The organism is Komagataeibacter rhaeticus (assembly GCF_011611525.1).
Taxonomy (GTDB): Bacteria; Pseudomonadota; Alphaproteobacteria; order Acetobacterales; family Acetobacteraceae; genus Komagataeibacter; species Komagataeibacter rhaeticus.
Map to the genome: position 1 here is coordinate 1,730,058 of NZ_CP050139.1, position 25,720 is coordinate 1,755,777.

Below are 25,720 nucleotides of genomic sequence, written 5' to 3' on the forward strand. Positions count from 1 at the left end.
ACCAAATTTATAAATATATAAACATTGCATATATGAATTTATACTGATATAAGTATTGATATATTTTAATTTTATATTTACAATTACTGTGTAGATGGAGAAAACATTGATGAATGACTGCAAAACCATGCGTTCCGTTCGCTTCATGGCGCCTGGGCGCCCGTTTTCCCTGCGTGCGGTTTCCGTGCCGTCCCCCACGGCGGATCAGGTACGGGTGCGCATTGCCGCATGTGGCGTATGCCGGACCGACCTGCATCTGCGCGACGGCCTGCTTGATCTGGGGAAAAGGGATTTTACCGTCGGTCACGAAATTGCAGGCACCATCGAAGCCTGTGGCGATGGCGTGCCGGCGCACTGGCTGGGCCGCCGCGTGGTCATCTATTACTATATCGGCTGTGGCCTGTGCCGGTACTGCCGCAACGGGGAGGAATATCTGTGCCCCACACCCAAGGCCCAGCCCGGATTTTCGAGCGATGGTGGCTATGCCGAGAACATCGTGGTGCCGCTGCGCAACTGCGTGCCGCTGCCGGACAATGTTGACCTGGCGGAAGCCGCACCCATGGGCTGCGCGGGTTCCACCGCGGTCCATGCGGGCCGGATGGCTGAAATCCACCCTGGTGAATGGGTGGTCATCAATGGCGCGGGCGGGGTTGGCATGGCGGTGGTGCAGTACGCGCGCTATGCGGGTGGCCGGGTCATTGCCATAGGCATGGGGGCCGAACGGATGGCGCTGGCCCGCCAGCTTGGCGCGGAATACACGATTGATGCGGCCGAAGTGCCCGACGTGGCGGCGCGTGTGGCCGAAATTACCGGGGAGGGGGCGGACGTCGTTTTTGAACTGGTCGGCACCAGCGCCACGATGAAGGCCGCCGTGACCATGCTGCGCCGCCGGGGCCGGATGGTCATGATCGGTTATACAGCCGAGGATTTTCATGTTCATCCCGTTGAGTTGATCGTGCGTGAAATTACCGTGCGCGGGTCTGTCGGCTCATCGCTTGAGGACCTGTACGAAGCAATCGACCTGCTGGCGCGTGGTGTCATCCAGTCCCCCGTGGCCCGCCGGCACGGACTTGAGGAATTCGAGACGGCGCTGGCTGAAGTGCAGGCCGGCGAACTGCCGGGCCGTGTCGTGCTGATGCCGTGAGGCAGGCGGGCAGGGAAGGGCATTCCCTGCCCGCAACACCTTATGACGCGCCGGAAAGAAGACGGCGCAGGTGGGGCACGACGACCGCATCGAACGCTTCGGGCTGCTCCAGATACGGCACATGATTCGACCTGTCGATAAACACCAGTTCCGGCCCACCCAGTGCGGTGCGACAGGCTTCACCCACTTCGGGCGGCACGGCCCTGTCCTGCTTGCCCCATACCAGCAGCATCTTGTCCGGCGGGTAGAGCGCGCACAGACGGCCTGCCACATAATCGGCGGAAATACCGTTGACCAGATAGTCCCCCAGTCGGCCAAAGGCCGCCCCCGCGCCGGGGAAGGTATTGATCCGCCATTCCTCCTCGATCATCGCGGGGGTAATTCCCGATGGATCGTACAGGACGAATTTCAGCTTGTTTTCAAACAGGCTTTTGTCCTGTACCCGGACATTGCGGCTTATGGTCTCCGCCACTTCCTGGCTGATCGGCACAACGCCCAGCGCCCCGACCAGGACAAGGCCCGGCACACGCCCCGGCGCGGTGCAGGCCGCATAGGCTGCGATATGCGCCCCAAGCGATGTGCCCACAAGCGGTGCGGAGGGGACATCCAGCCTGTCCATGACCTGCACGATGTAATCGGCAATGGCGGGAACGGTTGCGGGCGCCGTCGCTTCCTTACTGGCAAAGCCATGGCCCGGCAGGTCACAGGCAATGGCGCGGAAACCCAGCGCGCCAATACGTTCGACCGTGGTGCGCCAGCGGTCGGCACGGGCGCCCAGACCATGAATGAACAGGATGGCGGGACCGGTCCCGGCCTCGATGATACGGGTAAAGCCGTTTCCGACGGCCAGGGGATAGCAGATGGAAGGGGTGGTCATGAAACTGGGCTTTCAGCTAGGGTTGCGATGGCCTCGATTTCCATCAGGGTGCCGTCACCGATCAGGCCCGCCACCTGCACCAGCGTGCTGGCGGGGCGCCATTCGTCAAAGATTTCGGAACGGACCTGATTGAGGGCAAAGCGGTCGCGCAGGTCGGTCAGGAAGAAGGTAAGCTTGACCACATGCCGCAGGTCCGACCCGGAACCTGCCAGAATGCGCTCCAGCAGGCCGAAGATATGCCGCGCCTGGGCTACCGCGTCCCCCGCGCCCACCAGCCTGCCATCCCCATCCAGGGACAGCAGGCCCGAGACGTGGATCAGCCCCCCCGCCAGGACGGCATGCGAATAAGGCCCCACCGGCACGGACAGGCCGGAAGGGCAGAGGGCACGGGGCATCATATCGGCGTGGCCAGCAGGGTCAGGATGGCACCGGTATCGACCACGACCCGCATCCTGACAATCCGCAGTACGGTGTCCACGCGCCTGAGTTCGGCATGATAGCGCCCGACACTGAACAGGCGCGTCTCCCCCGCCTGGATGGACTGGAACAGGGAATACGCAGCCGTGGCGGTCCAGCCATCGCCCTGCGGCGTCACCCGCACCGGACCGATGATGTGGCAGTCATAATGAATGTTGAAGACGTTGGCTTCACGCAGGGAATACACGCGGTCATCCAGCATGTCGCGGCTGTCGCACAGCATGAGCGACAGGGGCAGGTTCTGCTCGATGTTCTCCCGGCTCATGATTTCGTAGCGGCAGTCGGGCACGAACAGGGTCGTCCACTCTTCCAGGCTGTCCGCATCCAGAAGGCGGCCATATTCCTCGAACAGCATCGTAACTTCCAGATGCATTTCGGGCGAGACGCCACGGGGGGTGCCAGTCATGCCGTCTCTCCCGCCCTGATACCCATAAGCTTGCAGTAATAGATCCAGAACCCACGCATGGGCACGTCACTGATCAGGTTTTCCTGGTCAACGACCGGGCCCCGGCCGCCGAACTCGACTATGGAATGCTTGTCCATATCACGCACGATGGCGCGATGGACCAGTTCCACCGCCTCGCCATCCTCCATCGAGACCAGTCCCGCCGGACCGGCCAGGTTGGCCTTGCGCAGGCGGTGGCGTGTCATGGCCTCATCATCATCCTCATAACCGAAGAAGGTCGAGACGATCTCGAACTCATCTGCCGAGCGGGGGCGCAGCTGGCGCACGGCCAGGGTATTGCCGATCTGCTGCAGCGCGGCATTGGCGAACAGCGACGTGACCGCAAGTGTCAGGTCATCGGGGAATTCCTTGTGATAGCGCAGGAGGGAGGGGTCCTTCAGCTTGATGTTCATGTCGCCCCGGTCCGTCCCGGCATATCCCCCCTCGGCACTGTCTTCGTGTGTCGTGCGCCCGCCCTGCGAGGCCCAGGACAGGTTGTGCTTCCCGTCCGCATCCACCCGCGCGCCGCCGGTACCGCTCAGGCGCGCGATGCCGAAGGTGATCTGGAACATGTGCAGCAGGCCGCCATGGTTGGGGTCACGCAGATTGTCCGTATAGAGCTTCCAGTTGCCGAAAATTCTCTGGCGCTGATAGCCCAGAACCCTGACGGGCTTGTGGAACAGCCGCCTGACCTGATGGCTGAAGACCGGCCCCAGATAATCCTCCAGCGGCGGGGTCTCGTCGCAGAACGTGCCGAAAATGGCGCCATTCATCGTCTCGACCCGCAGGCGCTGCAGATTGTGGCAGACCTTGTCGAAATCGGCCGGCAGGCCGCCGACACCCTTGATCCCCTTCTGGAAGGGCACGCCGATCAGCTTGCCGGTCAGGTCAAAGGACCACTGGTGGTAGCAGCAGGTATGCACCTTGGTGTTGCCGTGCAGGTTGCGCTGCACTTCCGCGCCACGGTGGCTGCAACGGTTGACCAGCGCGTGCAGGCTGCCATCGCGCGCACGATTGACGATAACCGGCGTATCGCCCACCGCGATCAGGCGGTAGTCACCCGGATCGGGAATTTCCGCTTCCAGCGCCAGGTAGTTCCATATCGGGCCGCGAAAGATACGTTCCTGTTCCAGTTCGAATACATCAGGGTCGCGGTACATGCCGTATGGTATGCGACTGCAGTCGGCCGCGGGGAAAGTATAGCGTGACAGGGCATCAGCCCCGGCAGGTGCGGTCATGAAGGATACTCCGTATGGGTCAGTCCGGATTGGCGGGAAAGCATTACGGCAGCTGCATCGGGGTATGGCCGGTGGATTCACGCGTGTACAGACGTGTCCAGTAGCCCTGTGCGTTCTCACAGGGGTGGCGTGGTATCTCCACTGGCATGTCAGGCAGCACGACACGCCTGCCACCAAGCCAGATGTCCATGATGCGCTTACGCTCTTCAAGCTGCGTGATGTCGGCCAGCGGATCGGCGTCAACGACAAGCAGGTCGGCCAGCTTGCCCGGGGCGATACTGTCGAATTCCCTGCCACCCCGCAGCAGGCTGCGGTTGCGGTGCGTCGCGGTGCGCAGTACCTCATCGGTGGGCATGCCAAGGAATCTGACCAGGATCGAGAGTTCGCGGGTTGCCCATTCGCCGTATGGCGTCATGGAAAACCCGCTTTCCGATCCGCTCAGGATCGGCACGCCCGCATCATAGGCACGGCGCAGGTTGTCGGTTGCTTCCGCCAGTTCCTGGCGCTGCACGTTGGGCCACCAGTCATAGGACGGATCATCGGGCCGGGCATACTGGATGTTGTTGACCAGCATGAGCAGGGAAGGGCAGATCGCGCAGCCTTCCCCCGCCGCGGCACGCACGCCCTCATCATCAATGCGGGAGGCATGATAGAGGATATCCACACCCGCGCGGGCGGAATAGAGCACGCCCTCCCGCCCACGGGCATGGATGGCGACCCGGCGGCCAAGGCGGTGGGCCTCCCTGACCATCGCGGTGGTCTCTTCTTGTGTGAAAGTTGCGTACAGACCGCCCGAATTGCCGCCCTGTATCCCATCCATCGCGATCTTGATGATATCGACGCCATCTTTGGTCTGCTGCCGGATGGCTTCAATCGCATCGGGCAGCGATGTCACCAGTCGCCCGGTGGAACAGGGCGGGCAGCCGATCCATGACGGATAGTAGTCATACAGGCCCTGGCGGGATGTCAGCGCCGCTCCGGCCGCGGTGATCCGCGGCCCCTGGAACATGCCTACATAGAGCGCGTTGCGCAACGATGGCGTAACCAGCCCCGCGCAGGCAGGATCAAGCAGGCTGGTAAAACCGGCCGCAAGCATGCGCTGTGCCGCCGCCAGGGCACGGATTGCTCGGTATTCCAGGTTTGGATAAAGATCGACTTCCTCTTCCGACCGGGCATTGCCATAGGAAAGATGGGTATGCAGGTCGCTCAGCCCCGGCATGACAAGGTGGTGGCTGTAGTCGATCACCACATCATCGGGCGCCGGGGCGGGAAGGGATGCGAAGGGATGTAGCGCGACGATCCGTTCGCCTTCGATGACCAGCGCCTGATCATGCCGGTAGGTGGAGTCCGTACCGATAAAGACGCGCCCGCATTTAAGGATGGTTCTCATGCGGCATATCCGGTGGCTAGAAGAAGGGAAAGCGCTGCATCCACATCCGCTGCCCGTTCGGACATGATGGCGTGGCCGCAATCGCCCAGAAGGACAAGATCGGCATGGGGCATATGGTCCAGCACCAGCCGGGCCATGGGGCCGGGCGGGCAGGCGCGGTCACGCAGTCCGTGCAGGATCCGCAGGGGCACGCGTATGGCGGCGGCTTCCCGCGCGGGCAGGGCGGCCGCGCGCAGGCAGGCATCGGGATCGGCCAGCATGGCGGCGAACGCGGCGCGGCGCGCGCTGTCGCCCGCAGCCTGCCAGCGGGCCTCCACCACCATCGGAGACGGGATGGCGCAATCGGCCGTCATCGGACGCATGGCCGCCGCCAGCGCCGCCCGGTCAGCCGGGGCGGACCAGAACGCCCGCAGCGCGGGTGTCGCGTGCTGCTGCCCGGCGGGCGCGCCGATCACCAGCACCCCGCGCAGGGCCGGGTGCCGTGCCGCCACGCGCAACGCGAGCGCGCCACCAACCGAATTGCCGATCAGCACCGCATCCGGCCCGGCATGGTCCAGCACCCTGCCGATCTGCTCGATCCACAGGTCCACGTCGAAAGTACAGGTCCTACCGGGCGGGATGGCCCCACCAAAGCCGATCAGGTCAATGACATGCACGTCATGCGACGCGGACAGCCGCGCCAGCAGGGGCGCGAAATTGATCTGCCCCGTCGTGCCCGGACCAATGCCATGCACCAGGACAAGGGGGGGCGCACCACCCGTACCCCGGCGGATGCGCCATGAAAAGGCAACATCCCCCGCCCTGTCCGATGCGCAGGCCCACGTCGGGGCCGCATCCGGTAGCGGCGCCTTCATCGGGCGGCTCCGTTACTGTCGGGCGCCCAGTACAGGATGCGGCGCAGCACACGGTCCACCACCGTCCAGATCAGGACCGTCATGAGCGCAAGCACGAACAGCGCGGCAAACATGACATCGGTCTGGATGCGGGCATTGGCGTTGAGCATGACATAGCCAAGCCCGGCCGAAGCCCCGACCCACTCCCCCACAATCGCCCCGATGGGCGCGATGGCCGTGGCCACACGCAGCCCCGAGGCAAAGGCGGGCATGGCGGCAGGAAGCCGCACATGGCGCAGGATGGCGCCGGGGCTGGCCCCCATCGTGTGGGCAAGATCCATCCAGCCGGGATCCGTGTGCCGCAATCCGTCGGAAAACGCGGCGGCAACGGGAAAGAAAATGACGATCGTGGCCATGACCACCTTGGAGGCCATGCCAAAGCCGAACCACAGTACCAGAAGCGGCGCCAGTGCAAAGGCGGGTATGGCCTGGCTCAGCAGCAGCAGCGGCATGATCCAGCGCTGCAGGCGCGGCGAAAAGGCCATGGCCAGCGCGCACAGGCTGCCCAGGAGCGTGCCGATGACCAGCCCCAGCGCCATTTCGGAAAATGTGGTGAGCGTGGCCGAGGCCAGCAATACGCGCTGTTGCCAAAGCGCATGCAGCACGGCGGGCGGCTGCGGCAGCAGGTAGAAGGGAATGCTGGCCAGACGTGTTGCCGCCCACCATGCGCCGATCAGCACCACAAACGTGACGACCGGCCTTGCCAGTGTCAGGATCATGCGCGATGTCCTTCCATGAGAATACGCATCAGATGCCCCTGGATGTGAAGCAGTGCGTCGTCATCCGGTGCGCGGGGTGTGGGGCCGGGCACGTGTATCGGTTCTCCCAGCCGTGCGGGGTGGCCGCTCAGTACCACCAGCCGGTGCCCGATGCGGCAGGCTTCAAGCGGATCGTGGGTGATGAGCAGGACGGTATGGTCCTGCAGGAGTTCGGCGGTCAGGTCCTGCACCTGCGCGCGCGTGAAGGTATCCAGCGCCGAAAACGGTTCATCCATCAGCACGAAGGGATGGCTTTCATAAAGCGTGCGGGCGATGGCAACGCGCTGGCGCATGCCGCCGGACAGTTCTGACGGCAGGGCCTTCGCCCGTTCATGCAGCGAGACCCGCCCAAGCAGGTGACGGGCGCGATCGGGGTCCGGGCGTTCACCGCGCAGGCGTGCGCCAAGCATGACGTTCTCGATAACGGTCAGCCACGGATAAAGCAGATCCTGCTGGCCCATATAGGCGATGCGCCCGGCAAGGGGGCGCCCGTCACTGGCCGTGACCGTGCCGGTGCTGGCCCGCGTCAGGCCGGCCACGATCTTGAGCAGGCTGCTTTTGCCTACGCCGCTCGTACCCAGCAGGACAACGAATTCACCCCCCTGAACCGTCAGGTCCAGATCGGTGAAAATGGCACGTGAACCGTATTGCAGGCCCAGTCCGGAAATGCGCAGGCCCGGCAGGTCGACCTGTCCGGGGGCGGGGCGGTGAGTGCGGGCGTCATTATCGTTCATGTATACAAATTGCCGAAGTCAAAACGGTAACGCAACATGATTCGATATCGATTCGAAAAAATTAATCTGCCGTTTTCCACATTACCCTTTTTTGTAACAAGGGATTCGCGTTTTCACGCCGGGCGCGCCAGTTTTGTTATTGCCGACCCGTAATGTCTGTGTATACATTTTATGGGAAATGTTCTTTTTGCCGACCGCTCCGGACGAACAGAAAAGGCAGCACATGAACCAGCAATCAGGAACGGATGCCGCAAGGCGGGATGCGGGTTTGACGGCGCGGTGGGACAGCCGTGCCGGCAGGACCAGTTCGACACCCTTATTATCCCGACGCGGCTTTATCGGAAGCGCGCTTGCCATGGGCGCGCTCGGGGTCCCGCTGTCGCCCGCGCGCGCGGCGGGGGGTGAAAAACTTACGGTCATTCTGGACTGGCTGCTCAACGTCAATCACGCGGCGCTGTTCGCCGCGCAGGAATGCGGGGCATTCACGCGGGCAGGGCTGGATGTGGAACTGGTCTCCCCCTCCGACCCGGATTCCCCCGCCCGGCTGGTCACGGCCGGTCAGGCGGATGTGGCGCTGGGGTATGGCACGCAGATCAACCTGCTGGTGGACCAGGGGCTGCCGCTGGTGCGCTTTGGCACGCTTATCGACCGGCCGATCAACGTTGTGGCCGCGATGGGCAACGGGTCCGTCCGCACCCTGGCCGACCTGAAGGGCAGGCGCGTCGGCCTTTCGGTCAGCGGGGTTGAGGAAAGCCTGCTGGCCGCCATGCTGCATTCCGCCGGCCTGTCAATTTCCGATGTCACGGTCACCAAGGTCAATTACCAGATGGTGACCGCCCTGCTGACCGGGCGGATCGACGCGGCGATAGGGGCCTACCGCAATGCCGAGGTGCTGGAGATCGAACACACATCGGGTATTGCCCCCGTCATCTTCGCACCGGAAGATCATGGCGTGCCCCTGTATGATGAACTGATCATGCTGACACGGCAGGACCTGCGGGCGGACCCACGCATTCCACGCTTCATTTCCGCCGTTGCGGAAGGGCGCGCGGCACTGCTTGCCCATCCCGATGACATGCGGCGCGCCTTTGTCGCCAGACATACCGAACAGGACACGCCCGTGCTTGAAAAAGCCTGGGCCATGACCAGCGGGTGGATACCCGAAAACCCGGGGCACCTGGATACGGCGCGCTATGAGACATTCGAGAAGTTCTGCCTGGCTTACGGCGTCATTTCAAAACTGGCGCCGCTGGACAGCTTTGCCACGGAAACACGGACATGAGACCCAATGCCCCCCGGATCGACCCGACCGATCTCGGCCCGGTGCGGGAATTCCGGGCCTGTCCCATCGGCCTGCACAGCCCGGCGCTGGAAGCGGTGCTGAACATCCTGCGCACCGGCACGATGGGCGGGAAATACTGCATCATCTGCCTGGAACCCCACAGGAAGTGGGTACTGGCCCGCCTGTCGGGCATACGCGGCATGCCGCCGGTGCCGGTGCCGGGCGTGGAATATGACGACCTTGTGGAAGCGGAATGGGACATCTTCCGCAGACGATGGGAAGCGGAAACCGGCACGCGCCTGCCCGCCGAATTTGATGGCCCCGCATCACCGGGCCCGGCCCCGCGAAATACGGGGGGAGAGGCCCGATGAAGACCCTGCTTGGCTATGCCGACCAGATCAGCGTGACGGAAGGCGATGAAATCGCCTTTCGCGTCAGCAGCGAAACGGCGGAAGCGTATGACGCCACAATCGTGCGGATCATCAATGGCGACCTGAACCCCGCCGGTTCCGGCTACCGTGAGGAAGAGGTACCCGGCACCGCATGGCGTGTCCAGGGCCGGACGCAGAAGGTCCATCCGGGATCCTGCATCATGGTCGATGCCGCCGTCCCGCTGGAAAAGCTGGCGGCGGGCTGGAGCCTGTCCGTGCTTGCACGCCCGACCCTGCCTGAAAGCAGCGGGGCCGATGGCGCGGGGCAGGTCATGTTCAGCCTGCGCGATCCTGTATCGGGTGGTGGAATTGAAATTGGCATAAGGGGAGAGGACGGCGCATACGCCATGGTGCAGGCCGCGCAGGGATGTGTCGTCTGCGCGGCCGGCGTTCCCATGCGCCGGCATGAATGGTACAGGGTGCGCGTCACCCTTGATCCGGCCAGGAATGAACTGACCCTGACACAGGGCGCACTGGAAAGCTGCGCCGGCATTGCCGACAGCGCGGCCATCACGGTCGCCTGTGGCATCAAACCGGCATGGACACCCGCTGCACGCATCATCATCGCGGCCCGTGCAACGGCCGGGGGCGATAGGGTCTTCAGCGGTTTCTACAATGGCAAGCTTGAGGCGCCGTGCCTGTCGGACCATGCCGGCGCGGTTATCGGGCAGTGGGATTTTGCCATCGGGATCGATGGGCAGGATATCTGCGACCACGGTCCCTTCAGGCTGCATGGACGGACGTGGCAGATGCCCGCGCGCGCCATGACCGGACATAACTGGAACGGTACCGTCCGCTCCTGGCAGGATGCGCCGGAACAGTATGGCGCCATCCATTTTCATGAAGATGACCTGGTGGATGCCTGCTGGGACAGCGATTTCGCATGGCGGGTCCCCCCGGGGCTGAAGAGCGGGCTGTACGCCGCCCGCCTGCGCAGCGCCACGGATGAGGACCATATCCCCTTCGTCATCCGCCGCGCGCCGGGCACCGGGCACGCGCCGCTGGTCTTCATCCTGCCAACCGCAAGCTACCTGGCCTATGCCAATGAGCACCTTGCCATCGATGCCGCCCTGGCGGAGCGGGTACATGACCATGTGCCTGTATTCGGCACATCGGACGTGTTCCTGGCCGAACGGCGTGAATTCGGCGCCTCGCTGTATGACCGGCACAGCGACGGGTCGGGCATCATGATTTCCTCACGCCTGCGTCCGGTGCTGAACATGCGGCCCAAATACCAGTCATGGCTTGGGGGCACGGGTTCGGGCCTGTGGCAGATGAATGCCGATACGCATATCATCGACTGGCTCGAGCATGAAAAATTCGACTACGACATCATCACCGACGAGGATCTGGACCGGGAGGGCCTGCACGCCCTTGCCCCCTATCGCTGTGTCATGCTGGCCAGCCACCCGGAATATGTCTCGACCCGGATGCTCGATGCGCTGGCGGCACACCGCGCGCAGGGCGGACGACTGGTTTCACTGGGGGGGAACGCGCTGTACTGGCGGGTCGTCTATCATCCGGCCATTCCCGGTGTGATGGAACTGCGCCGCTGTGAGGTTGGCAATGGCTGGATAACCGACCCCGGCGAAAGCTGCCATGCCTTCGGCGGCGAATATGGTGGCCTGTGGGAACGGATCGGCCGGCCACCACATAAAACCCTGGGGTCCGGGTTTATCGGGCAGGGGTTTGACAGGTGCACCTACTTCCGCCGCCAGCCGGATAGCGACAACCCGCGCGTCGCCTTCGTGTTCGAGGGCATGAAGGGCGACATCATCGGTGATTTCGGGCTGATTGGCGGGGGCGCGGCCGGCATAGAACTCGACCGTGCCAACAGCGCCAAAGGCACGCCGCTGAACACGCTGGTCCTTGCACGGTCGGAAGGACATACCAACACCTATCTTCCATCCACCTGTGCGCTGCTTATCAATTATGCCGGGCAGGGAGCGGCCCAGTCCGACCTGGTCCGTGCCGAAATCGTGTTTTTTGAAACGGCCGAGGGGGGCGCGGTATTTTCAACCGGATCGATCGCCTGGAGCGGCAGCCTGTCCCATGCGGGTTATGACAATTCCGTCTCGCGCATGACGGGCAACGTCGTGCGGCGCTTCATCGATCCCACTCCCTTTGAACTGCCGGCCACGGCGGCCAGGCCCGTATCGTTCTGACAGGATGAAACCGCAAGATGAAAAGGACTTCACAATGATGGGCCGCCGGATGGAACCCGACCTTGCAGCCCTTCTGGGGCCGGATGCCTTTGCCATCCTGTCCGCGCCGCATCGTAACTTCATCGATGGCCAGTGGCGCGAGAGCCTGTCGGGGGAGACACTGCCCGTCATCGATCCCGCCACGGAGTGTGAAATCGCACGTATTCCCCGTTCGGGCAGCGCGGATATCGATCTTGCCGTCATCAGCGCGCGGCGCGCGATGGAAAGCGGCCCGTGGTCGCGCATGAACGGCGCGGATCGCGGCCGCCTGCTGTGGCGGCTGGCGGACCTGCTGCACCAGCAGGCGGATGTGTTCGCCCGGCTGGAAGCGCTTGACACGGGGCGGCCGGTTTTTGAAACCCGGCTCGTTGACCTGCCCGGCTCGACCGGCATGCTGGAATACATGGCGGGCTGGGCCACCAAGATAAACGGGGAGAGCGTGCCCGTTTCCGCCCCCGGCACCTTCCATGCCTATACGGAGCGCGAACCGGTGGGCGTGGTGGCGGTCATCGTGCCATGGAACTACCCGCTGGAACTTGCGATATGGCGCATGGCCCCGGCACTGGCGGCAGGCTGCGCCGTTGTGGTCAAGCCTGCCGAACAGACATCCCTGACCACGCTGCATCTGGGTCACCTGATCGAACAGGCCGGTTTCCCCCCCGGCGTGGTCAATATCGTGTCGGGGGAGGGGGAAACCGCGGGGGCCGCCCTTGCCAGCCATGCCGATGTCGATGCGATTTCCTTTACCGGCTCCACCCAGGTCGGGCGCGGGATCATTCGCGCGGCGGCCGGCAACATGAAGCGGGTGTTCCTGGAACTGGGTGGCAAATCGCCCATGATCGTGCTGGACGACGCCGATCCTGAACAGGCGGTGCCAGGCATTGCCTCCGCCATTTTCTTCAGCGCGGGGCAGGTCTGCACGGCGGGCTCGCGTGTGTTCGTGCATGAACGCATATATGACCGCCTGCTTGACGGCATTACGGCCTTTGCCCGCAACCTTGCCATCGGGCATGGCCTTGATGAAGCGACACGGCTCGGCCCACTGGTTTCAGCCGAACAGCGCGACCGGGTGGCAGGCTATCTGGCCACCGCGTCACGCGCGGGTACCTACTTTGCAACGGGGGGCGCGCCCGTTGATGGGCCGGGCTATTTCATGCAGCCCACCATTGCAGTCGATGTCGACCCGGAGGCAGCGCTGTACCGCGAAGAGATCTTCGGGCCGGTACTGTGCGTCCGCCGCTTTGGCGATGGCCAGATCGATGATGTGGTGCGCATGGCCAATGATACGGTCTACGGCCTGCATGCCAGTATCTGGACTACCGGCCTGTCGCGCGCCCACCGTCTGGCACGGCGCATCAGGGCAGGCAATGTGTGCATCAACACGCATAATTTCTTTGATCCCGCCCTGCCCATGGGTGGGTTCAAGCAGTCCGGCTGGGGGCGCGCCGCCGGTTTCCCTGCTATAGAGCATTATACCGAACTGAAGGGAATTGTAGCGCGCCTATGACCGGTGAAGATGAACTGACCGAAAACCTGAACCCGGCCATGGCCCGCGCGCGTAGCCGCCGCACTGCCCGCAAGGACACGACACGCGCGCCCACGCTGGCCAGTATCGTGCAAGAACGGATCCAGAAGGCGATTGCATCGGGCGTCTTCACACCGGGCATGTGGCTGGAAGAAGAAAGCCTGGGGCAGATGTTCAGCGTCTCGCGCACACCGGTGCGCGAGGCCCTGCGCCGCCTGGCAGCACAGGGCACGGTGGAGATCCGCCCACGTCAGGGCGTGATCGTGACCAAGATGAACGATACGCGTGTCATACAGACGCTGGAGGTCATAGCCGAACTGGAAGCCGCGACCGCCCGGCTTGCGGCCGAACGCATGAGCGACGCGGAACGCGACCATCTGCACACCATCAACGAAGAACTCTCCGACATCATACGCCAGGGCAGCCGTGCCGGTTTCGACCGGCATAACGAACGGCTGCATACCGCGATCCGGCAGGGTGCGCATAACGAGATCATGGCTGATTCAGTCACGCAGATGCGCCAGCGCGTACTGCCCTATACCCGTGTCGAACGGATGGGGTCGGTCGAACAGATGAACGTATCCCATGCCCAGCACCAGACCATTGTCCATGCCATTCTGGAAGGCCACGGTGAACTGGCCTACCAGATGATGCGTGTACACGTCATGCAGGCAGGCCAGCTGCCCGAGGACGAAACCACCGACCTGGCGGACTGACCGCCACACTGCCCGCCACCCGCCAGCGGGGCGCACGCAATACGGAAAGCAGACGGACATGAATATTGATACACGGCCGGACAGTACGACCGATTACGCAAAGGGAACATTCTTCGCCCGGCTGCGCGATGCCGTGCCGGAAGCATGGCAGGGCTACATCCGCCACCCGTTCGTGCGCGGCATGGCCGATGGCACGCTGGAACCCGCGCGCTTCCGGGCGTTTCTCATGCAGGATTACCTGTATCTTCTCAACTACGCCCGCGCCTATGCGCTTGCAGTCTATAAAAGCGACAGCTTTGAGGAAATGCGGGAGTGCGCCGATATTGTGGCAGGTATCCTGAATACTGAAATGGCGATGCATTTCTCTTACTGCGAAGGCTGGGGCCTTGGCCGCAAGGAAATGGAAGCGCACCCGCCCGCGCAGGAACTCCGTGCCTATTCGGGCTTCATTCTTGACCGCGCGCAGGCAGGTGACCTGCTGGACCTGCTGGTAGCACTTTCCGCCTGTCTGGTGGGGTATGGCGAAATCGGGCTGGCGCTGGCGGCCGATCGTGCAACCCTGCGCGAAGGCAACCCCTATTTCTCGTGGTTCAGCGTCTATGCCGATGAACCGTACCAGGCACTGGTGCGCACGGGTCTTGCCCGGCTTGATATCGTGGCATCCCGGCGCGGCGGCATGGCCCGCCTGCCGGAACTGACCCGCCTGTTCTCCACCGCCGTCGCACTGGAAACCGACTTCTGGACCGCAGGGCAACCCGGCATGGCATGACGCAATGGCCCCGCAATGCCGATATGATCGCATATGTTCACACCATAGCCCGGAATGCCTGCATGTTTTCCACACGCGTTCGCCTGCGTCGCCTGTCCCTGTCGCGATCGCACGGGTGGCTCCCGCCCTGGCATGCCGGTGCCTGCCTGCTCGCGGGCATGCTTGCCCTGCCGCATGCCGCTTTCTGCGGTGACCTGATTGTCCGCAACACCGGCACCGCCGATGTGACATGCCATGTGGTGGAGGGTAGCAGGGCAGGTGGCATCCTGACGGTCAGGGCACATGACGTGGCGCATGTCAGCGCCCCTGCCGGCGGCATGATCGGCAGCGTTGACTGTAATGGCCTGAAAACCCGGGAAATGCATATCACACCCGGCGGAATGGACGGGTATCTCGTGCTCAATGGCAGGCAGAAGCGTGTGCTCAACGTCGCGCTCTACCCGTTCATTCCCAGCCTGCCGCAGGGAAACTTCCGGGCGCTGGTCCAGCATGTCATTGCCGTTTATCAGGAGCGTAACCCGGATGTGCTCCTCAACGCCGTCATGAACGAGGATGTGGACATCTACAGTCCGACCCGCCTGCTGCGGCTTCTGTCCGGCAGTGGTTATGATGTGGTGGAACTGGATACGTTATACATCGCCTTCCTTGCCGCGCATGGCCGTATCGCACCGGTGCGCATAAGCGGGGATGAACCGTGGCAGCCGGGTCTCGACGCCGTGCAGTATCATGGCGGGACCTATGCCGTGCCAAGCTGGCTGTGTCTTGATTTCCTCTATTCCTATTCCCCCGATATGCGCAACATCCATGGCCTGGAGCAGCTTCTGGCTTTCGTGCAGCGTGAACCGGTGGAAAAACGCCACATCTCCGCCGATTTTTCAGGCACGACCCGCCTGCCATCCCTTTACATGGACGGATATGTGCAGCGCTACGGCTATGACCATATCCGCGATGCCTTCCGCCTGCCACCGGACCCGCAGGTGGTGGCCAGCCTGCAAAGACTGGCCGTTACCTGTACGGACGGGAAGGAGAACCATTGTGTGGATGGCACATCAAGCCGCGCCGCAGATGGCGAAGTTGACCGGATATTCGCTGAAGGCAGGAGTGGACTGGATATCGGGTTTTCCGAACAGAGTTTTTATATCAACCACTTCAATCCCGCACAGGCCGCATCCCTGGTCATGATTCCCGTCCCGTGGGGGGAGAACGGTCAGTCAATGCTGTATAGTGATGCATTCGTCACGAACAGGGCCTCATGCGCCGTGCACCGTACCTGCAGGGCCGACAGCACGGATTTCACGACCATGATGACGGGCAGGGAGATGAAAACCTACATCGCCTTCTCGCACGACCTGCCGGAAGGCACGCCGGCGCGCCACCTGCTGGTTGGCACCCGGCCGTTCTGGGACCAGCAGGCCGTGCGGGACGATCCGGTCTACCGCCAGGTCAGGGACGTCGTGGCCACTGCCCAAGCATTCCCGCATGATCTGAGCGAATCCCTGCGCGACCGGATGGCACGGGCGGTCTGTCTCATGCTCAGGAAAGATATCCCACAATATGACTGTGACATGACCAGGGGGCCGATGTAACCCCGCGGACTGGCGCAGGTTTCCGTATCGGTCCCGCGCCACGCCGGATGGTGGCGCCACCTGCAGCGCGCATCAGGCGGCCGGCGCATCCTTCATCGCACGCAGGCATTCATCGCTGCTGGTCACGAAACCGAAGCACTGCCGCACGTTATACACCGTGGCCCGCGCACAGAAGTCGGGCGATGTCGTGGCCGCGCAGTCTTCCAGCAGGATGCAGTCATACCCAAGGCAGCTTGCATCCTGCAACGTGGCCATGACGCACTGGTCCATGTTCACACCCGCGAACAGAAGCGTATCCACCCGCAGGTTCCGCAGCACGCTGTCCAGCATGGTGTCCCAGAAGCCGCTCATCCGGTATTTGTCGATGTGGATATCATCGGGTGCGGGCACCAGTTCATCCACAATACCCGCGCTCCAGCTGCCCTGTTCCAGTACACGCGCACCCCGCACCGGCAGCGTGCCACCCAGCCCGACGCCTTGCCCTGCCGGATCATAGACATGCAGCAGGGAAGGCGGGATGTTGGCCAGATCCTTCCGGTTGCCCCAGTTTACCCAGACAACCGGCACATCCGCACCGCGCAGGGCGGGCAGCAGGCGGGCCAGAGGGGCGATCGGCGCACGCGCGGGCGTTATGTCCACGCCAATGCCAGCCAGCCAGCCTTCGGGGTGACAGAAATCATTCTGCATGTCGATCACGATGATGGCCGTACGCGCCAGGTCAAACGTGACCTGTTTGGGCGGCGCCATGACCGTGACGGGACGCGGTGCGACCTGTGGCCGGACCAGACTGGCGGTGGTGTCCGATACCTGCCAGCGGTTGCGGGTGTTGCAGCCCAGAGGGTTCATGGTTCTTCTTTCAGCCGCACAGGACCGCGCGGTCCTCATCATCAAGGGTCACGGGCGTGCCGCGACGGATCAGCGCGCCGAATTTTTCATCCGGCACCATGACCGTCAGGGTATAGAGCTTGGTATCGCCGGTATTTTCCACGATATGTTCCGATCCGGGCTTGACCAGCAGGGCATCGCCCTTGCGCAGTTCGGTGGCCTGCCCGTTGCACAGCGCGCGCCCCTGTCCGCTCAGCACGAAGAACAGTTCATCGGCGCCCTTGTGCGTGTTGGGCGGGGTCTTGCCGCCCACCGTGAAGATTTCAACAACGGCGACGCAGCTTGTTTCGCCGTCCTTTTCATCGAACAGCAGCACGAAGTAATTGCTGTCGTTTGGTGAGATGCGACGGGCCTCGATCTGGTCGACCGATCTCTTGTAGAAGGCGTTCATGTCATTCTCCAGCAGGCGAAAGGGGGAGGTGCAGGCTCGTACCGTCCTCCCCGGTCAGGATATGCACGGTGGTCACGCCCATGTCCGCCAGCGTGGCATCACAGGGGCTGACACCGGTGCCGGGATTGAGCGGAAAGGCCGGGAAACAGGAGAGCGCGACACTCAGCCGCAGGGCCTCCCCCGGTTGCAGGCGCGCGCAGGTCGCGCGCATGGGCACGGTGGTCTCCCCCGGCCGGGCAGCAGCATAGCCTTCCGCCAGGGTATGGACCTGCCCCGTCGTGGCAACGCGTGACAGTACCGCATGCAGGTCAAAGGATGGATGCGGGCTGCGCACCACAAACCGGCACCGGACCTCACCGGCCAGCAGGTGTGACGCGGCCAGCGGCGGCGTGGTGAACGTGGCGATATCGGAGCGGGCATCCGTCCGGCTGCGGTCAACGGGGCCGACCGGCATGCCAAAGCTGCCACCCTGCGGCGGGGCGGGCCGCCACGGGTCAAGCGTAAGGGACTGGGCGACGGCGGCAGGGGGCACCTGGCCCGCGGGCAGCAACGCCCCGTCGCGCGTATCGATGGCGGCGCGCCCCGTGCCGGACAGATGGAACGTGGCCCGGGGGCCAGGCAGGTCCGCACTGTCACGCCATGCATGCGCCCCCATATCGAACAGGCGCACGGGGGCATCGGGCACGGCAGGGGGGCGGTTTTTCAGCCAGTGGTCAAACCAGCGGACCTGCTGCTGGTCTATGTCGGTTATCGCGTCATTGCCAAAATCCACGTCCCCCGTGCGGCGGTCCCATGGGAAGTGCCCCCATGGCCCCACCAGCAGCCGGGCCGGAACATGGCCCGACAGCGCGCGCCACGCCGCCAGCGTGCCCGGCAGGTGACTGTCGTACCAGCCACCAATCAGGAAAACGGCCGGCTTGTTGGCAATGATCGCATCCAGATGCGCGGCGGGCGAGATCGTGGCCCAGTACGGGTCCTCCGCCGGGGTATCCAGCCATGTGGTGTAATGGCTGTAACGGCGCAGCAGGTCGAGGACGGGTGGCCTGACCGGCGCGGGGCCGGAAAAGGACAGGGCGCGTGACGCCGCGAACAGGGTTGCCTGTGCCGCATGATCCCCTGCAAGCCGCGCGGTCTCGGCAGCAAGCTGTATCGCCCATCCCAGATTGGCGCGAAGCGGGAAGGCCCCGTTTTCATAGGCCCAGTCATGGCGAAGATCCCAGCCGATCATGGCGGGCGCAAGGGCGCGCAGGGCAGGGCAGTGCTGCGTTGCGGCCAGAAGCTGGTTGGTCCCCTGAAACGAGAAACCGAACATCCCCACCAGCCCGGAACTGCCCGGCAGTCCGGCCGCCCAGTTGACCGTATCCACCCCGTCCTGCGCCTCATGGCGGAACAGGTCGAACGCACCACCGGATTCACCGCGCCCGCGCGCGTCCTGCATCACGACAATATACCCGCGCGCCGCATACCATTCCGGCGGCGCGTAGCACAGCGATGTGCCGATATGCCGCCCATAGGCCTGGCGCATCAGCAGCACGGGGAAGGGGCCATCCCCTTCGGGCTGCCATATATCGGCCACCAGTATCGTCCCGTCGCGCGTGCGCATGCGCCCGGTGCGCGGCGGGGCCACTGCATGAAGGGCCGTATCCGTCATGCCTGCACACCATGGCGGGTCGGTACGAAGCTGCGCATCTTGCCGGGATTGAGCAGGCCCAGCGGGTCATTGCGCTTCTTGGCTTCCAGCAGGGCAGGCGGGATCTTCTGGTGGGGACTGCCCTCCTCCAGCGTATAGACATGGGGATTGGCGACATTGACCCCATGGGCGCGGAACAGGGCGATGATCTCATCCAGCCGTTCCTGCGTGGTGAACCGGATCACCGGCAGGCCGGAACAGGTGATCTGGCCGCCAATGTTCATGAACTCCAGATGGAACATCACCTCGTCCCCCAGCAGGCCGGCCATGGTGGCGACACTGGCAAGCGTTTCATGCACGGGATGGAGGCATTGCAGATACGTGAAGGATTTGTCCTTTTTGAGCACCTGCAGGGTCGTGTGGTTCCACGTCAGTTCATAAAGCGGCATCTGCGTGGGGTTGTCCTCCGCCTCATGCGTGGCGGCGCGGTAGCACGGGCTGCCGTTGTGCAGGCGGGCCAGTTCCTCCACCACCGTCACGGCGGCGGGGGCGACCATGGCAATGACGATGGCATGCCCCGGCGGCACGACATCGGGCATATGCGGGAAATATGGCACCAGCCCCGCCTCGACCACGCTGACCAGCTTGCGGTCAATGCCCGGCTGCAGCGCCAGCAGGCGCCCGAAGGCGGCGGCGGCGGCAAAGTCCGCAAAGCCCAGCACCATGTCCTGCCAGTCGATTGCGGGTTCAACCGGAATGTCCAGCTCCGTCACGATGCCCGTGGTGCCATAGGCATGCAGCAGGCAGAAGGCATCCTGCCCGCGCAGTTCCTCCACCACAGGCTGTTCGGCCAGTGTGACAAGCTGCCCGCCCAGCAGGTTGCCCGGATTGTTCAGCCCGCCCCAGCGGATCGAACCAATCCCCCCCGAGCCACCACAGTAGAAACCGCCGACGGAAGCCGTGCGCTTGGTGGAGGGGAACATGCGGATTTCCAGCCCCTGCTGGCGCAGTTCCCGGTCCAGCGCCAGCATGTTGGCGCCTGCCTGCACGCGGGCCACGCCATTTTCCACCTTCAGCAGGTGGTTCATGTCGGTCATGTCCACGATCACGCCCTGTTCCAGCGGCACGGCCTGACCATAATTGCCCGTGCCGCCACCGCGCACGGTCAGCGCCACCCCATGGCGGCGCGCCGCATGTGCAATGGCCAGCACATCCGCCGTCGTGCGGGGCATGACAACCGCCTGTGCCGCAAGCCCGTGCAGCCGCGCCTTCAGCGCCGGGCTGTACCAGTAGAAATCCCGGCTCTTGCGCTTGACGATGGCAGGCTCGGTCTGGGCCGTGACCTGCGGCAGGTCCCGAAGGAAGGCTTCCACGGACATATGCGTCTCTCCTTTGCCTGGCCGGCCTAGCGGCCCAGATCGGGGGTGGCGGGGCGGATGCGCTCCAGCGGGTAGCGGGCGACTTCCGCCATCAGTTCCAGAAAGCCCGCGATGTACTGGTCCGCCACCAGCCGGCCTTTTTCCGCCGTGGCACCCGATGCGTCCCCGCACGCCCCGGCGGGATGCAGGTCATGGGCATGCCAGCCGAAGCCTACGCGCCCCTCGGCCTGCAGCCATTTGTATTCACGGGCCATTTCCTCGGGCCAGGACACGAAGTTCTCTGCCCGGTCCATCTGCACCAGATCGGGGCGCAGGTAGCACATCAGCGATGTTTCGACATCGCCCCCATGAATGCCGTATTTCAGCTCCGTCGTGCTGAACAGACCCTCGGGGCAGCCAAAACGCCCCCATGCCACGCATACCACAAACAGGTTGTGGGTCCGGCGCAGTTCACGCGCCACGATATCAAGGATCTGCGGCTGCCCCCCGTGGGAATTGAGCAGCACCAGCCTGCGCACGCCCGCGCGCGCCACACTGGCCCCAAGGTCCAGCAGCACATTGAGCAGCGTGTTGGCCGAAAGCGTGAGCGTGCCGGGATAGGCGATGTGCTCGTCACTCTTGCCCACGGACTGGATGGGCAGGGCGGTAATCGGCAGGTCGGCGGGCGCACGTTCCAGCGCGCGTTCCAGCAGCCCGGCATTGATGCAGCTGTCCACGCATACGGGCAGGTGCGGCCCGTGCTGTTCAATGGCGCCCACGGGCAGTACTGCCACCGTATTGTCCGGCAGTTCACGGAACTCGCGCGAGATCATGTCCTGCCAGTAGCGACGGGGAAGGGTATTGGTCATGTCAGGTCAGCTTCCGAAAAAAGGGGCACGGTTCATGTGGCCGGGCGCATCCAGCGCCCAAGCAGCAGGCGCTCGATGGTGGTCATGCCACCATGCAGCACCAGCCCCGTGACAGTGATAAGGAAAAGGGCGGCAAACATGCGCGGGATGTCCATCTGGAACCCCGATTGCAGGATTTCATAGGCAAGCCCGGCGCTGTTCCCGCCCGTGCCGGCCACGAATTCCGCAACCACCGCGCCCACAAGCGCCAGCCCGCTGGCAATGCGCACCCCGGCCATGAACATGGGCAGCGCACTGGGAATGCGCAGGCGCAGCAGCGTCTGCATGCGCGTGGCCTTGTGCATGCGGAAGTAGGCTTCCAGCCCCGGGTCCACCGCGCCAAGACCGATAAGCGTGTTGGAAATGACGGGAAAGATGGCAATCAGCGTGGCGCACAGGACCAGCGCCACGCCCGTTGTCTTGACCAGCACGATGATCAGCGGCGCCACGGCGGCGATGGGCGTGACCTGCAGGATGATGACATAGGGCATGAAACTGACCTGCAGCAGTTTGTGCTGCACCAGCACCACCGCGATGGCCGTGCCCAGCACGACCGAGACCAGCAGCGAGACCAGCGTGACCTGCAGCGTGCTGCCCAGCGCATGCAGCAGCATGGGCCAGTTGGCATGAAGGGAGGCGGCGATATCGGACGGAGCCGGGAACAGGTAGGAGGGGATGGAGAGCAGGCGGCACGCCGCCTCCCACACCCCCAGCGTGCACAGCCCCACCAGCGTCGGGGCAATCAGGGTCAGCCTGGCCATATGGCGTGCGTTCATGGCGCTACGCTCCGCCGGAAAAGGTTGCATGTGTCGCCTCGGTCAGCATCTGGGTCAGGTCGCGGCACATATGGGCAAAATCATCGCTCAGGCGGAATGTCTCATCGCGGCGGATGGCCGGGTCGATGTGGTATTCACCAAAGATCCGCCCCGGATTGGCCGCCATGACGATCACGCGTGAGGACAGGAAAACCGCCTCGTACAGCGAATGCGTGACAAACAGCGTGGTCAGTCCCTTCTCATAGCACAGGCGGGCCATTTCCTCGTCCAGCCGGTTGCGGGAGAACTCGTCCAGCGCGCCAAAAGGCTCGTCCATCAGCAGCAGGTCGGGCTGTGTCACCAGCGCGCGGGCAATGGAGGCGCGCATCTTCATGCCCCCCGACAGCTGTGCGGGATAGTGCCTGAGCACATGCCCCAGCCCGACCTGTTCCAGCGCATCACGGACCAGCGGGCCGGCGGTAGTGGCGGGCATGCGTTCCAGGTCCAGCGGCAGGCGCACGTTATCTTCCATGCACGCCCAAGGCATGAGGGTGGGGTCCTGGAACACGAAGGCCATCCTGTGCCCGGCCGAACCCACATGCGCGAAATCCCGCCCCCACCAGCGCACCTGCCCCGCCGAGGGGGCATGGATGGAGGCGATGACCTTGAGCAGTGTGCTCTTGCCACAGCCCGAAGGCCCGATCAGGCTTATGAACTCCCCCGGCTGGACCGCAAGGTTCACCGGGGCAAGGGCACGGACACCATTGCCAAAAACCTTCTCGACCCCCCACAGGCCGACCACGGGGTCCATCATACGGTCATATCCAGCTTTGATACGAATTCGGTCGTATAGGCCGCGCGCCACGTCGGGGTGTCGAGCGCATGGTTGTCACGGACCACGAAGTCATGCAGTTCCGCCCAGCGTGCGTCATTCATGGTACCGATCACGCCGCCCTTTTCCCCCAGTGCCCCGATCCGGCGCAGCGCGGCGCGGGAATAGTCCAGCTGGGCCGCCGACATGGCGGGATTATCGAGAACGATTTCCCTGTCCCCCGCCGCCGGGTCGGCGTACAGGTAATCCTTCCACCCCTGCGCACTGGCGCGAAGGAAGGCCGTCACGTCATCCCCGCGCCGGGCAACGATGTCTTTTGTGGCCAGAAGCACGTTGCCATAGGTGTGGTAGCCCAGATCGGACAGGAGCAGGTAATTGAAGGGAATGTCCTTCTGTGTCGCGGCAAAGGGTTCGGATGTCACGAATGTCTGGATGGCCAGGCGCGGGTTCATGACAAAGGGCTGGATGTTGTAGGTGTAGACACCGGCCTGCCCGTCCGAAAAACCGTAACGCGCGCACAGCCAGGGCCAGAAGGTGGACCGCCCTTCGGTATTGATCAGGATGGGATGCCCCTTCAGCTGTTCGATGGCCGTGATGTCCTTGTGCACCATGAATCCGGTCACGGATTTCTGGAACGACGTGCCGATGGCCACGACCGGCAGGTTCTTCGCGGCGGCCAGCAGCGCCAGTTCCATGCTGCCGATCATGATGTCGGCCTGCCCGCCAAGCAGCAGCTGCATGTTGTTGACCTGCGGGCCACCCATTTTTATGGATACAGGAACCCCCGCCCGTGCATACAGTCCCGCCGCACGGGCCTGATAGAAACCGCCATGCTCGGCCTGTGCGTACCAGTTTGTCAGCAGCCGCAGCGCAGGCTGGTCCGCCGCCGGGGCGGGACGCGCGCGCAGGAATGCGGCGGCGGCACCGGCCGCCAGCACGCTCCGCCTGCCTATGCCGTGTCTGTGCATGTCTTTCCCCATTATGTCCGCAGCCGGTTTCACAACGATAACGGTAGCGTAACATCATAAATTCGTATTGATAAAGCGGTATTTTGAATACGTCGTGTTGCCGAACAGGCATCATGCTGTTCCGTTGCCATCGGGGCGGAAAACGGGATTAATGATGCGATGGCATTACGGATACAGCAGGGCGGAGCGGTGCCCCACGGGAATGATGATGGATCTTGCACTTTTTTTAAACCATGATGCATACATGCTGGCCGATGCCACGCTGCCTGCCGCCGATGGTGGCCTGTTACGCCGCAACCTGGTGATCGCGGGCGGGCGCATTGCCGCCATCTCCGAACAGCCCCCCGGTGCGGGGCTGCCGGTGGCACATCTTGGCGGCGCGATGGTCTGGCCCGCCATGGCGGATATCCATACCCATCTGGACAAGGGGTTCATATGGGACCGCACGCCCAACCCCGATGGGACGTTCATGGGCGCACTTCAGGCCGTCAATCAGGACCGCGAAGCCTACTGGAGCGTGGAAGACGTGCGCCGCCGCATGACCTTCGCGCTGCGCTGCGCCCATGCCCACGGAACCCAGGCGGTACGCACCCATCTGGACACCATGGGCGCGCATGGGCACACCGTGTGGCCCCTGATCCGTGAAATGCAGGCACAATGGGCCGGGCGGATCGCGCTGCAGGCCGTATCGCTTGCCATGCCGCAATCCTATGCGGGGGAGGAGGGGGAGCGCATCGCGCGTGAGGTTGCGGCCACACCGGGCGCGTGCCTTGGCGCGGTGCTCATGCACGACAACGCAACACCCGAACACCTGGAGCGCCTGTTTGCCCTTGCGGAAAAATTCGGCTGCGGGCTGGACCTGCATGTCGATGAAAACAACGTGCGTGGCGGCACCGCCCTGCAGGCCGTGGCCGAAATGGTCATGCGCCGCCGCTTCAGCCTGCCGGTCCTGTGCGGGCACTGCTGCAGCCTGTCGGTGCAGGATGCGCCACGGCAGAAGGAAATCGTGCAAAGTGTTGCGGATGCGGGCATGGGCATTGTCAGCCTGCCCATGTGCAACCTGTACCTGCAGGACCGGCAGCCGGGCCGCACCCCGCTGTGGCGGGGCGTGAGCATGGTGCACGAACTGCATGCGGCGGGGGTGCCGGTCATGTTCGCCAGCGACAACACGCGCGACCCGTTCTATGCCTATGGCGACCTGGACATGGCGGAAGTCTTTTCACAGGCCGTGCGCATCGCGCATCTTGACCATCCGTTTGGCGGGTGGTGGCAGTCGGTTTCGGTCACCCCCGCACGCTGGATGGGGCTGGACACGACGCTGCGGGCCGGCAACCCTGCTGACCTGGTCATTTTCGAAGCGCGCGACATGAACCAGCTTGTCACCCGCCCGGCGGCGCCGCGCACCGTCATCCGCCACGGCCGGGTACTCGATGCGCGCGTGCCCGCCTATACCGAACTGGAACAGCCGGCCCCCTAGCGGGGCCGCGTTCCGTGCCCGACCGATTTCATATTACCGGAAATGGA

At 63.9% G+C, this 25,720-nt stretch carries 25 protein-coding genes; 9 read left to right on the forward strand and 16 right to left on the reverse strand.

Features of this window, described 5'->3' with window-relative positions; all coding sequences use genetic code 11:
- Positions 1 to 109 precede the first annotated feature (109 nt).
- A complete protein-coding gene (locus tag GWK63_RS07825; protein WP_039999021.1) occupies positions 110 to 1,144 on the forward strand; it encodes an alcohol dehydrogenase catalytic domain-containing protein in 1,035 nt (344 codons plus the stop codon).
- Between the two features lie 40 nt (positions 1,145 to 1,184).
- Here GWK63_RS07825 and GWK63_RS07830 read toward each other — a convergent pair whose 3' ends face one another.
- From GWK63_RS07830 to GWK63_RS07865, 8 genes are read right to left on the reverse strand one after another with little or no spacing between them, the layout of a single operon-like run.
- A complete protein-coding gene (locus GWK63_RS07830; RefSeq protein ID WP_007398628.1) occupies positions 1,185 to 2,021 on the reverse strand; it encodes an alpha/beta fold hydrolase in 837 nt (278 codons plus the stop codon).
- Positions 2,018 to 2,419 (reverse strand): RidA family protein, encoded by a 402-nt coding sequence (locus GWK63_RS07835; protein ID WP_039999023.1) that lies wholly within the window; start codon positions 2,417 to 2,419, stop codon positions 2,018 to 2,020. Before GWK63_RS07835 ends, GWK63_RS07830 begins: the two co-directional genes overlap by 4 nt.
- Positions 2,416 to 2,904 (reverse strand): aromatic-ring-hydroxylating dioxygenase subunit beta, encoded by a 489-nt coding sequence (locus GWK63_RS07840; RefSeq protein ID WP_007398630.1) that lies wholly within the window; start codon positions 2,902 to 2,904, stop codon positions 2,416 to 2,418. The genes GWK63_RS07835 and GWK63_RS07840 overlap by 4 nt, the downstream gene beginning before the upstream one ends.
- Positions 2,901 to 4,181, reverse strand: a complete 1,281-nt coding sequence (locus GWK63_RS07845; protein ID WP_007398631.1) for a Rieske 2Fe-2S domain-containing protein — start codon at positions 4,179 to 4,181, stop codon at positions 2,901 to 2,903. Before GWK63_RS07845 ends, GWK63_RS07840 begins: the two co-directional genes overlap by 4 nt.
- 43 nt (positions 4,182 to 4,224) lie before the next feature.
- Entirely contained in the window at positions 4,225 to 5,571 is a 1,347-nt protein-coding gene (locus tag GWK63_RS07850; protein WP_007398632.1) for a metal-dependent hydrolase family protein, read from the reverse strand.
- Positions 5,568 to 6,425 carry an alpha/beta fold hydrolase gene (locus GWK63_RS07855; protein WP_007398633.1) on the reverse strand — a complete coding sequence of 286 codons (858 nt, stop codon included), beginning with the start codon at positions 6,423 to 6,425 and terminating at the stop codon, positions 5,568 to 5,570. Before GWK63_RS07855 ends, GWK63_RS07850 begins: the two co-directional genes overlap by 4 nt.
- On the reverse strand, positions 6,422 to 7,183 hold the full coding sequence (locus GWK63_RS07860; RefSeq protein WP_007398634.1) for an ABC transporter permease: 762 nt from the start codon (positions 7,181 to 7,183) through the stop codon (positions 6,422 to 6,424). Before GWK63_RS07860 ends, GWK63_RS07855 begins: the two co-directional genes overlap by 4 nt.
- Entirely contained in the window at positions 7,180 to 7,956 is a 777-nt protein-coding gene (locus tag GWK63_RS07865) for an ABC transporter ATP-binding protein (protein ID WP_007398635.1), read from the reverse strand. Before GWK63_RS07865 ends, GWK63_RS07860 begins: the two co-directional genes overlap by 4 nt.
- Positions 7,957 to 8,179: 223 nt before the next feature.
- On the opposite strand from GWK63_RS07865, the gene GWK63_RS07870 reads away from it, so the two are divergent.
- From GWK63_RS07870 to GWK63_RS07900, 7 genes are all read left to right on the forward strand, one after another.
- Positions 8,180 to 9,238, forward strand: a complete 1,059-nt coding sequence (locus tag GWK63_RS07870; protein WP_050800686.1) for an ABC transporter substrate-binding protein — start codon at positions 8,180 to 8,182, stop codon at positions 9,236 to 9,238.
- Positions 9,235 to 9,609 (forward strand): hypothetical protein, encoded by a 375-nt coding sequence (locus tag GWK63_RS07875; protein WP_007398638.1) that lies wholly within the window; start codon positions 9,235 to 9,237, stop codon positions 9,607 to 9,609. Before GWK63_RS07870 ends, GWK63_RS07875 begins: the two co-directional genes overlap by 4 nt.
- Positions 9,606 to 11,834, forward strand: coding sequence for a N,N-dimethylformamidase beta subunit family domain-containing protein (locus GWK63_RS07880; RefSeq protein ID WP_007398639.1), 2,229 nt, complete (start codon positions 9,606 to 9,608; stop codon positions 11,832 to 11,834). The genes GWK63_RS07875 and GWK63_RS07880 overlap by 4 nt, the downstream gene beginning before the upstream one ends.
- Before the next feature lie 34 nt (positions 11,835 to 11,868).
- Positions 11,869 to 13,380, forward strand: a complete 1,512-nt coding sequence (locus GWK63_RS07885; protein WP_007398640.1) for an aldehyde dehydrogenase family protein — start codon at positions 11,869 to 11,871, stop codon at positions 13,378 to 13,380.
- Entirely contained in the window at positions 13,377 to 14,114 is a 738-nt protein-coding gene (locus GWK63_RS07890) for a GntR family transcriptional regulator (RefSeq protein WP_007398641.1), read from the forward strand. Before GWK63_RS07885 ends, GWK63_RS07890 begins: the two co-directional genes overlap by 4 nt.
- Positions 14,115 to 14,172: 58 nt before the next feature.
- The gene (gene tenA, locus GWK63_RS07895; protein WP_007398642.1) at positions 14,173 to 14,883 is read left to right on the forward strand and encodes a thiaminase II; all 711 of its coding nucleotides are present in this window, start codon (positions 14,173 to 14,175) and stop codon (positions 14,881 to 14,883) included.
- Between the two features lie 62 nt (positions 14,884 to 14,945).
- Complete coding sequence (locus tag GWK63_RS07900) at positions 14,946 to 16,469, forward strand: type 2 periplasmic-binding domain-containing protein (RefSeq protein WP_139064290.1); 1,524 nt, start codon at positions 14,946 to 14,948, stop codon at positions 16,467 to 16,469.
- A gap of 72 nt (positions 16,470 to 16,541) precedes the next feature.
- Here GWK63_RS07900 and GWK63_RS07905 read toward each other — a convergent pair whose 3' ends face one another.
- Genes GWK63_RS07905 through GWK63_RS07940 form a run of 8 tightly spaced genes read right to left on the reverse strand, consistent with a single transcriptional unit; the run spans position 16,542 to position 24,196 of the window.
- Entirely contained in the window at positions 16,542 to 17,315 is a 774-nt protein-coding gene (locus GWK63_RS07905; RefSeq protein ID WP_007398644.1) for a cysteine hydrolase family protein, read from the reverse strand.
- Positions 17,316 to 17,325: 10 nt separating this feature from the next.
- Positions 17,326 to 17,745 carry a cupin domain-containing protein gene (locus tag GWK63_RS07910; RefSeq protein WP_007398645.1) on the reverse strand — a complete coding sequence of 140 codons (420 nt, stop codon included), beginning with the start codon at positions 17,743 to 17,745 and terminating at the stop codon, positions 17,326 to 17,328.
- Between the two features lies 1 nt (position 17,746).
- The gene (locus GWK63_RS07915) at positions 17,747 to 19,396 is read right to left on the reverse strand and encodes a CocE/NonD family hydrolase (protein WP_007398646.1); all 1,650 of its coding nucleotides are present in this window, start codon (positions 19,394 to 19,396) and stop codon (positions 17,747 to 17,749) included.
- Complete coding sequence (locus tag GWK63_RS07920) at positions 19,393 to 20,754, reverse strand: FAD-binding oxidoreductase (RefSeq protein WP_007398647.1); 1,362 nt, start codon at positions 20,752 to 20,754, stop codon at positions 19,393 to 19,395. Before GWK63_RS07920 ends, GWK63_RS07915 begins: the two co-directional genes overlap by 4 nt.
- Before the next feature lie 26 nt (positions 20,755 to 20,780).
- Positions 20,781 to 21,602 carry a creatininase family protein gene (locus GWK63_RS07925; protein WP_007398648.1) on the reverse strand — a complete coding sequence of 274 codons (822 nt, stop codon included), beginning with the start codon at positions 21,600 to 21,602 and terminating at the stop codon, positions 20,781 to 20,783.
- 32 nt (positions 21,603 to 21,634) lie between these two features.
- Positions 21,635 to 22,417 carry an ABC transporter permease gene (locus GWK63_RS07930; RefSeq protein ID WP_039999029.1) on the reverse strand — a complete coding sequence of 261 codons (783 nt, stop codon included), beginning with the start codon at positions 22,415 to 22,417 and terminating at the stop codon, positions 21,635 to 21,637.
- 4 nt (positions 22,418 to 22,421) lie between these two features.
- Positions 22,422 to 23,210 (reverse strand): ABC transporter ATP-binding protein, encoded by a 789-nt coding sequence (locus GWK63_RS07935; RefSeq protein WP_039999031.1) that lies wholly within the window; start codon positions 23,208 to 23,210, stop codon positions 22,422 to 22,424.
- Positions 23,207 to 24,196, reverse strand: a complete 990-nt coding sequence (locus tag GWK63_RS07940; RefSeq protein ID WP_039999098.1) for an ABC transporter substrate-binding protein — start codon at positions 24,194 to 24,196, stop codon at positions 23,207 to 23,209. The genes GWK63_RS07935 and GWK63_RS07940 overlap by 4 nt, the downstream gene beginning before the upstream one ends.
- Positions 24,197 to 24,440: 244 nt before the next feature.
- Between GWK63_RS07940 and GWK63_RS07945 the strand changes: the two genes are divergently transcribed.
- The gene (locus tag GWK63_RS07945; protein WP_223846680.1) at positions 24,441 to 25,673 is read left to right on the forward strand and encodes a cytosine deaminase; all 1,233 of its coding nucleotides are present in this window, start codon (positions 24,441 to 24,443) and stop codon (positions 25,671 to 25,673) included.
- Positions 25,674 to 25,720 lie beyond the last annotated feature (47 nt).

Bases quoted from the DNA above. Each gene is read 5' to 3' on its own strand.
- GWK63_RS07910 (WP_007398645.1), bottom strand. From the start codon at position 17,745: ATGAACGCCTTCTACAAGAGATCGGTCGACCAGATCGAGGCCCGTCGC.
- GWK63_RS07875 (WP_007398638.1), top strand. From the start codon at position 9,235: ATGAGACCCAATGCCCCCCGGATCGACCCGACCGATCTCGGCCCGGTG.
- GWK63_RS07865 (WP_007398635.1), bottom strand. From the start codon at position 7,956: ATGAACGATAATGACGCCCGCACTCACCGCCCCGCCCCCGGACAGGTC.
- GWK63_RS07935 (WP_039999031.1), bottom strand. From the start codon at position 23,210: ATGATGGACCCCGTGGTCGGCCTGTGGGGGGTCGAGAAGGTTTTTGGC.
- GWK63_RS07915 (WP_007398646.1), bottom strand. From the start codon at position 19,396: ATGACGGATACGGCCCTTCATGCAGTGGCCCCGCCGCGCACCGGGCGC.
- GWK63_RS07840 (WP_007398630.1), bottom strand. From the start codon at position 2,904: ATGACTGGCACCCCCCGTGGCGTCTCGCCCGAAATGCATCTGGAAGTT.
- GWK63_RS07920 (WP_007398647.1), bottom strand. From the start codon at position 20,754: ATGTCCGTGGAAGCCTTCCTTCGGGACCTGCCGCAGGTCACGGCCCAG.
- GWK63_RS07890 (WP_007398641.1), top strand. From the start codon at position 13,377: ATGACCGGTGAAGATGAACTGACCGAAAACCTGAACCCGGCCATGGCC.
- GWK63_RS07825 (WP_039999021.1), top strand. From the start codon at position 110: ATGAATGACTGCAAAACCATGCGTTCCGTTCGCTTCATGGCGCCTGGG.
- GWK63_RS07905 (WP_007398644.1), bottom strand. From the start codon at position 17,315: ATGAACCCTCTGGGCTGCAACACCCGCAACCGCTGGCAGGTATCGGAC.
- GWK63_RS07880 (WP_007398639.1), top strand. From the start codon at position 9,606: ATGAAGACCCTGCTTGGCTATGCCGACCAGATCAGCGTGACGGAAGGC.
- GWK63_RS07900 (WP_139064290.1), top strand. From the start codon at position 14,946: ATGTTTTCCACACGCGTTCGCCTGCGTCGCCTGTCCCTGTCGCGATCG.
- GWK63_RS07850 (WP_007398632.1), bottom strand. From the start codon at position 5,571: ATGAGAACCATCCTTAAATGCGGGCGCGTCTTTATCGGTACGGACTCC.
- GWK63_RS07885 (WP_007398640.1), top strand. From the start codon at position 11,869: ATGATGGGCCGCCGGATGGAACCCGACCTTGCAGCCCTTCTGGGGCCG.
- GWK63_RS07870 (WP_050800686.1), top strand. From the start codon at position 8,180: ATGAACCAGCAATCAGGAACGGATGCCGCAAGGCGGGATGCGGGTTTG.
- GWK63_RS07945 (WP_223846680.1), top strand. From the start codon at position 24,441: ATGCTGGCCGATGCCACGCTGCCTGCCGCCGATGGTGGCCTGTTACGC.
- GWK63_RS07835 (WP_039999023.1), bottom strand. From the start codon at position 2,419: ATGATGCCCCGTGCCCTCTGCCCTTCCGGCCTGTCCGTGCCGGTGGGG.
- tenA (WP_007398642.1), top strand. From the start codon at position 14,173: ATGAATATTGATACACGGCCGGACAGTACGACCGATTACGCAAAGGGA.
- GWK63_RS07845 (WP_007398631.1), bottom strand. From the start codon at position 4,181: ATGACCGCACCTGCCGGGGCTGATGCCCTGTCACGCTATACTTTCCCC.
- GWK63_RS07860 (WP_007398634.1), bottom strand. From the start codon at position 7,183: ATGATCCTGACACTGGCAAGGCCGGTCGTCACGTTTGTGGTGCTGATC.
- GWK63_RS07930 (WP_039999029.1), bottom strand. From the start codon at position 22,417: ATGAACGCACGCCATATGGCCAGGCTGACCCTGATTGCCCCGACGCTG.
- GWK63_RS07855 (WP_007398633.1), bottom strand. From the start codon at position 6,425: ATGAAGGCGCCGCTACCGGATGCGGCCCCGACGTGGGCCTGCGCATCG.
- GWK63_RS07940 (WP_039999098.1), bottom strand. From the start codon at position 24,196: ATGCACAGACACGGCATAGGCAGGCGGAGCGTGCTGGCGGCCGGTGCC.
- GWK63_RS07925 (WP_007398648.1), bottom strand. From the start codon at position 21,602: ATGACCAATACCCTTCCCCGTCGCTACTGGCAGGACATGATCTCGCGC.
- GWK63_RS07830 (WP_007398628.1), bottom strand. From the start codon at position 2,021: ATGACCACCCCTTCCATCTGCTATCCCCTGGCCGTCGGAAACGGCTTT.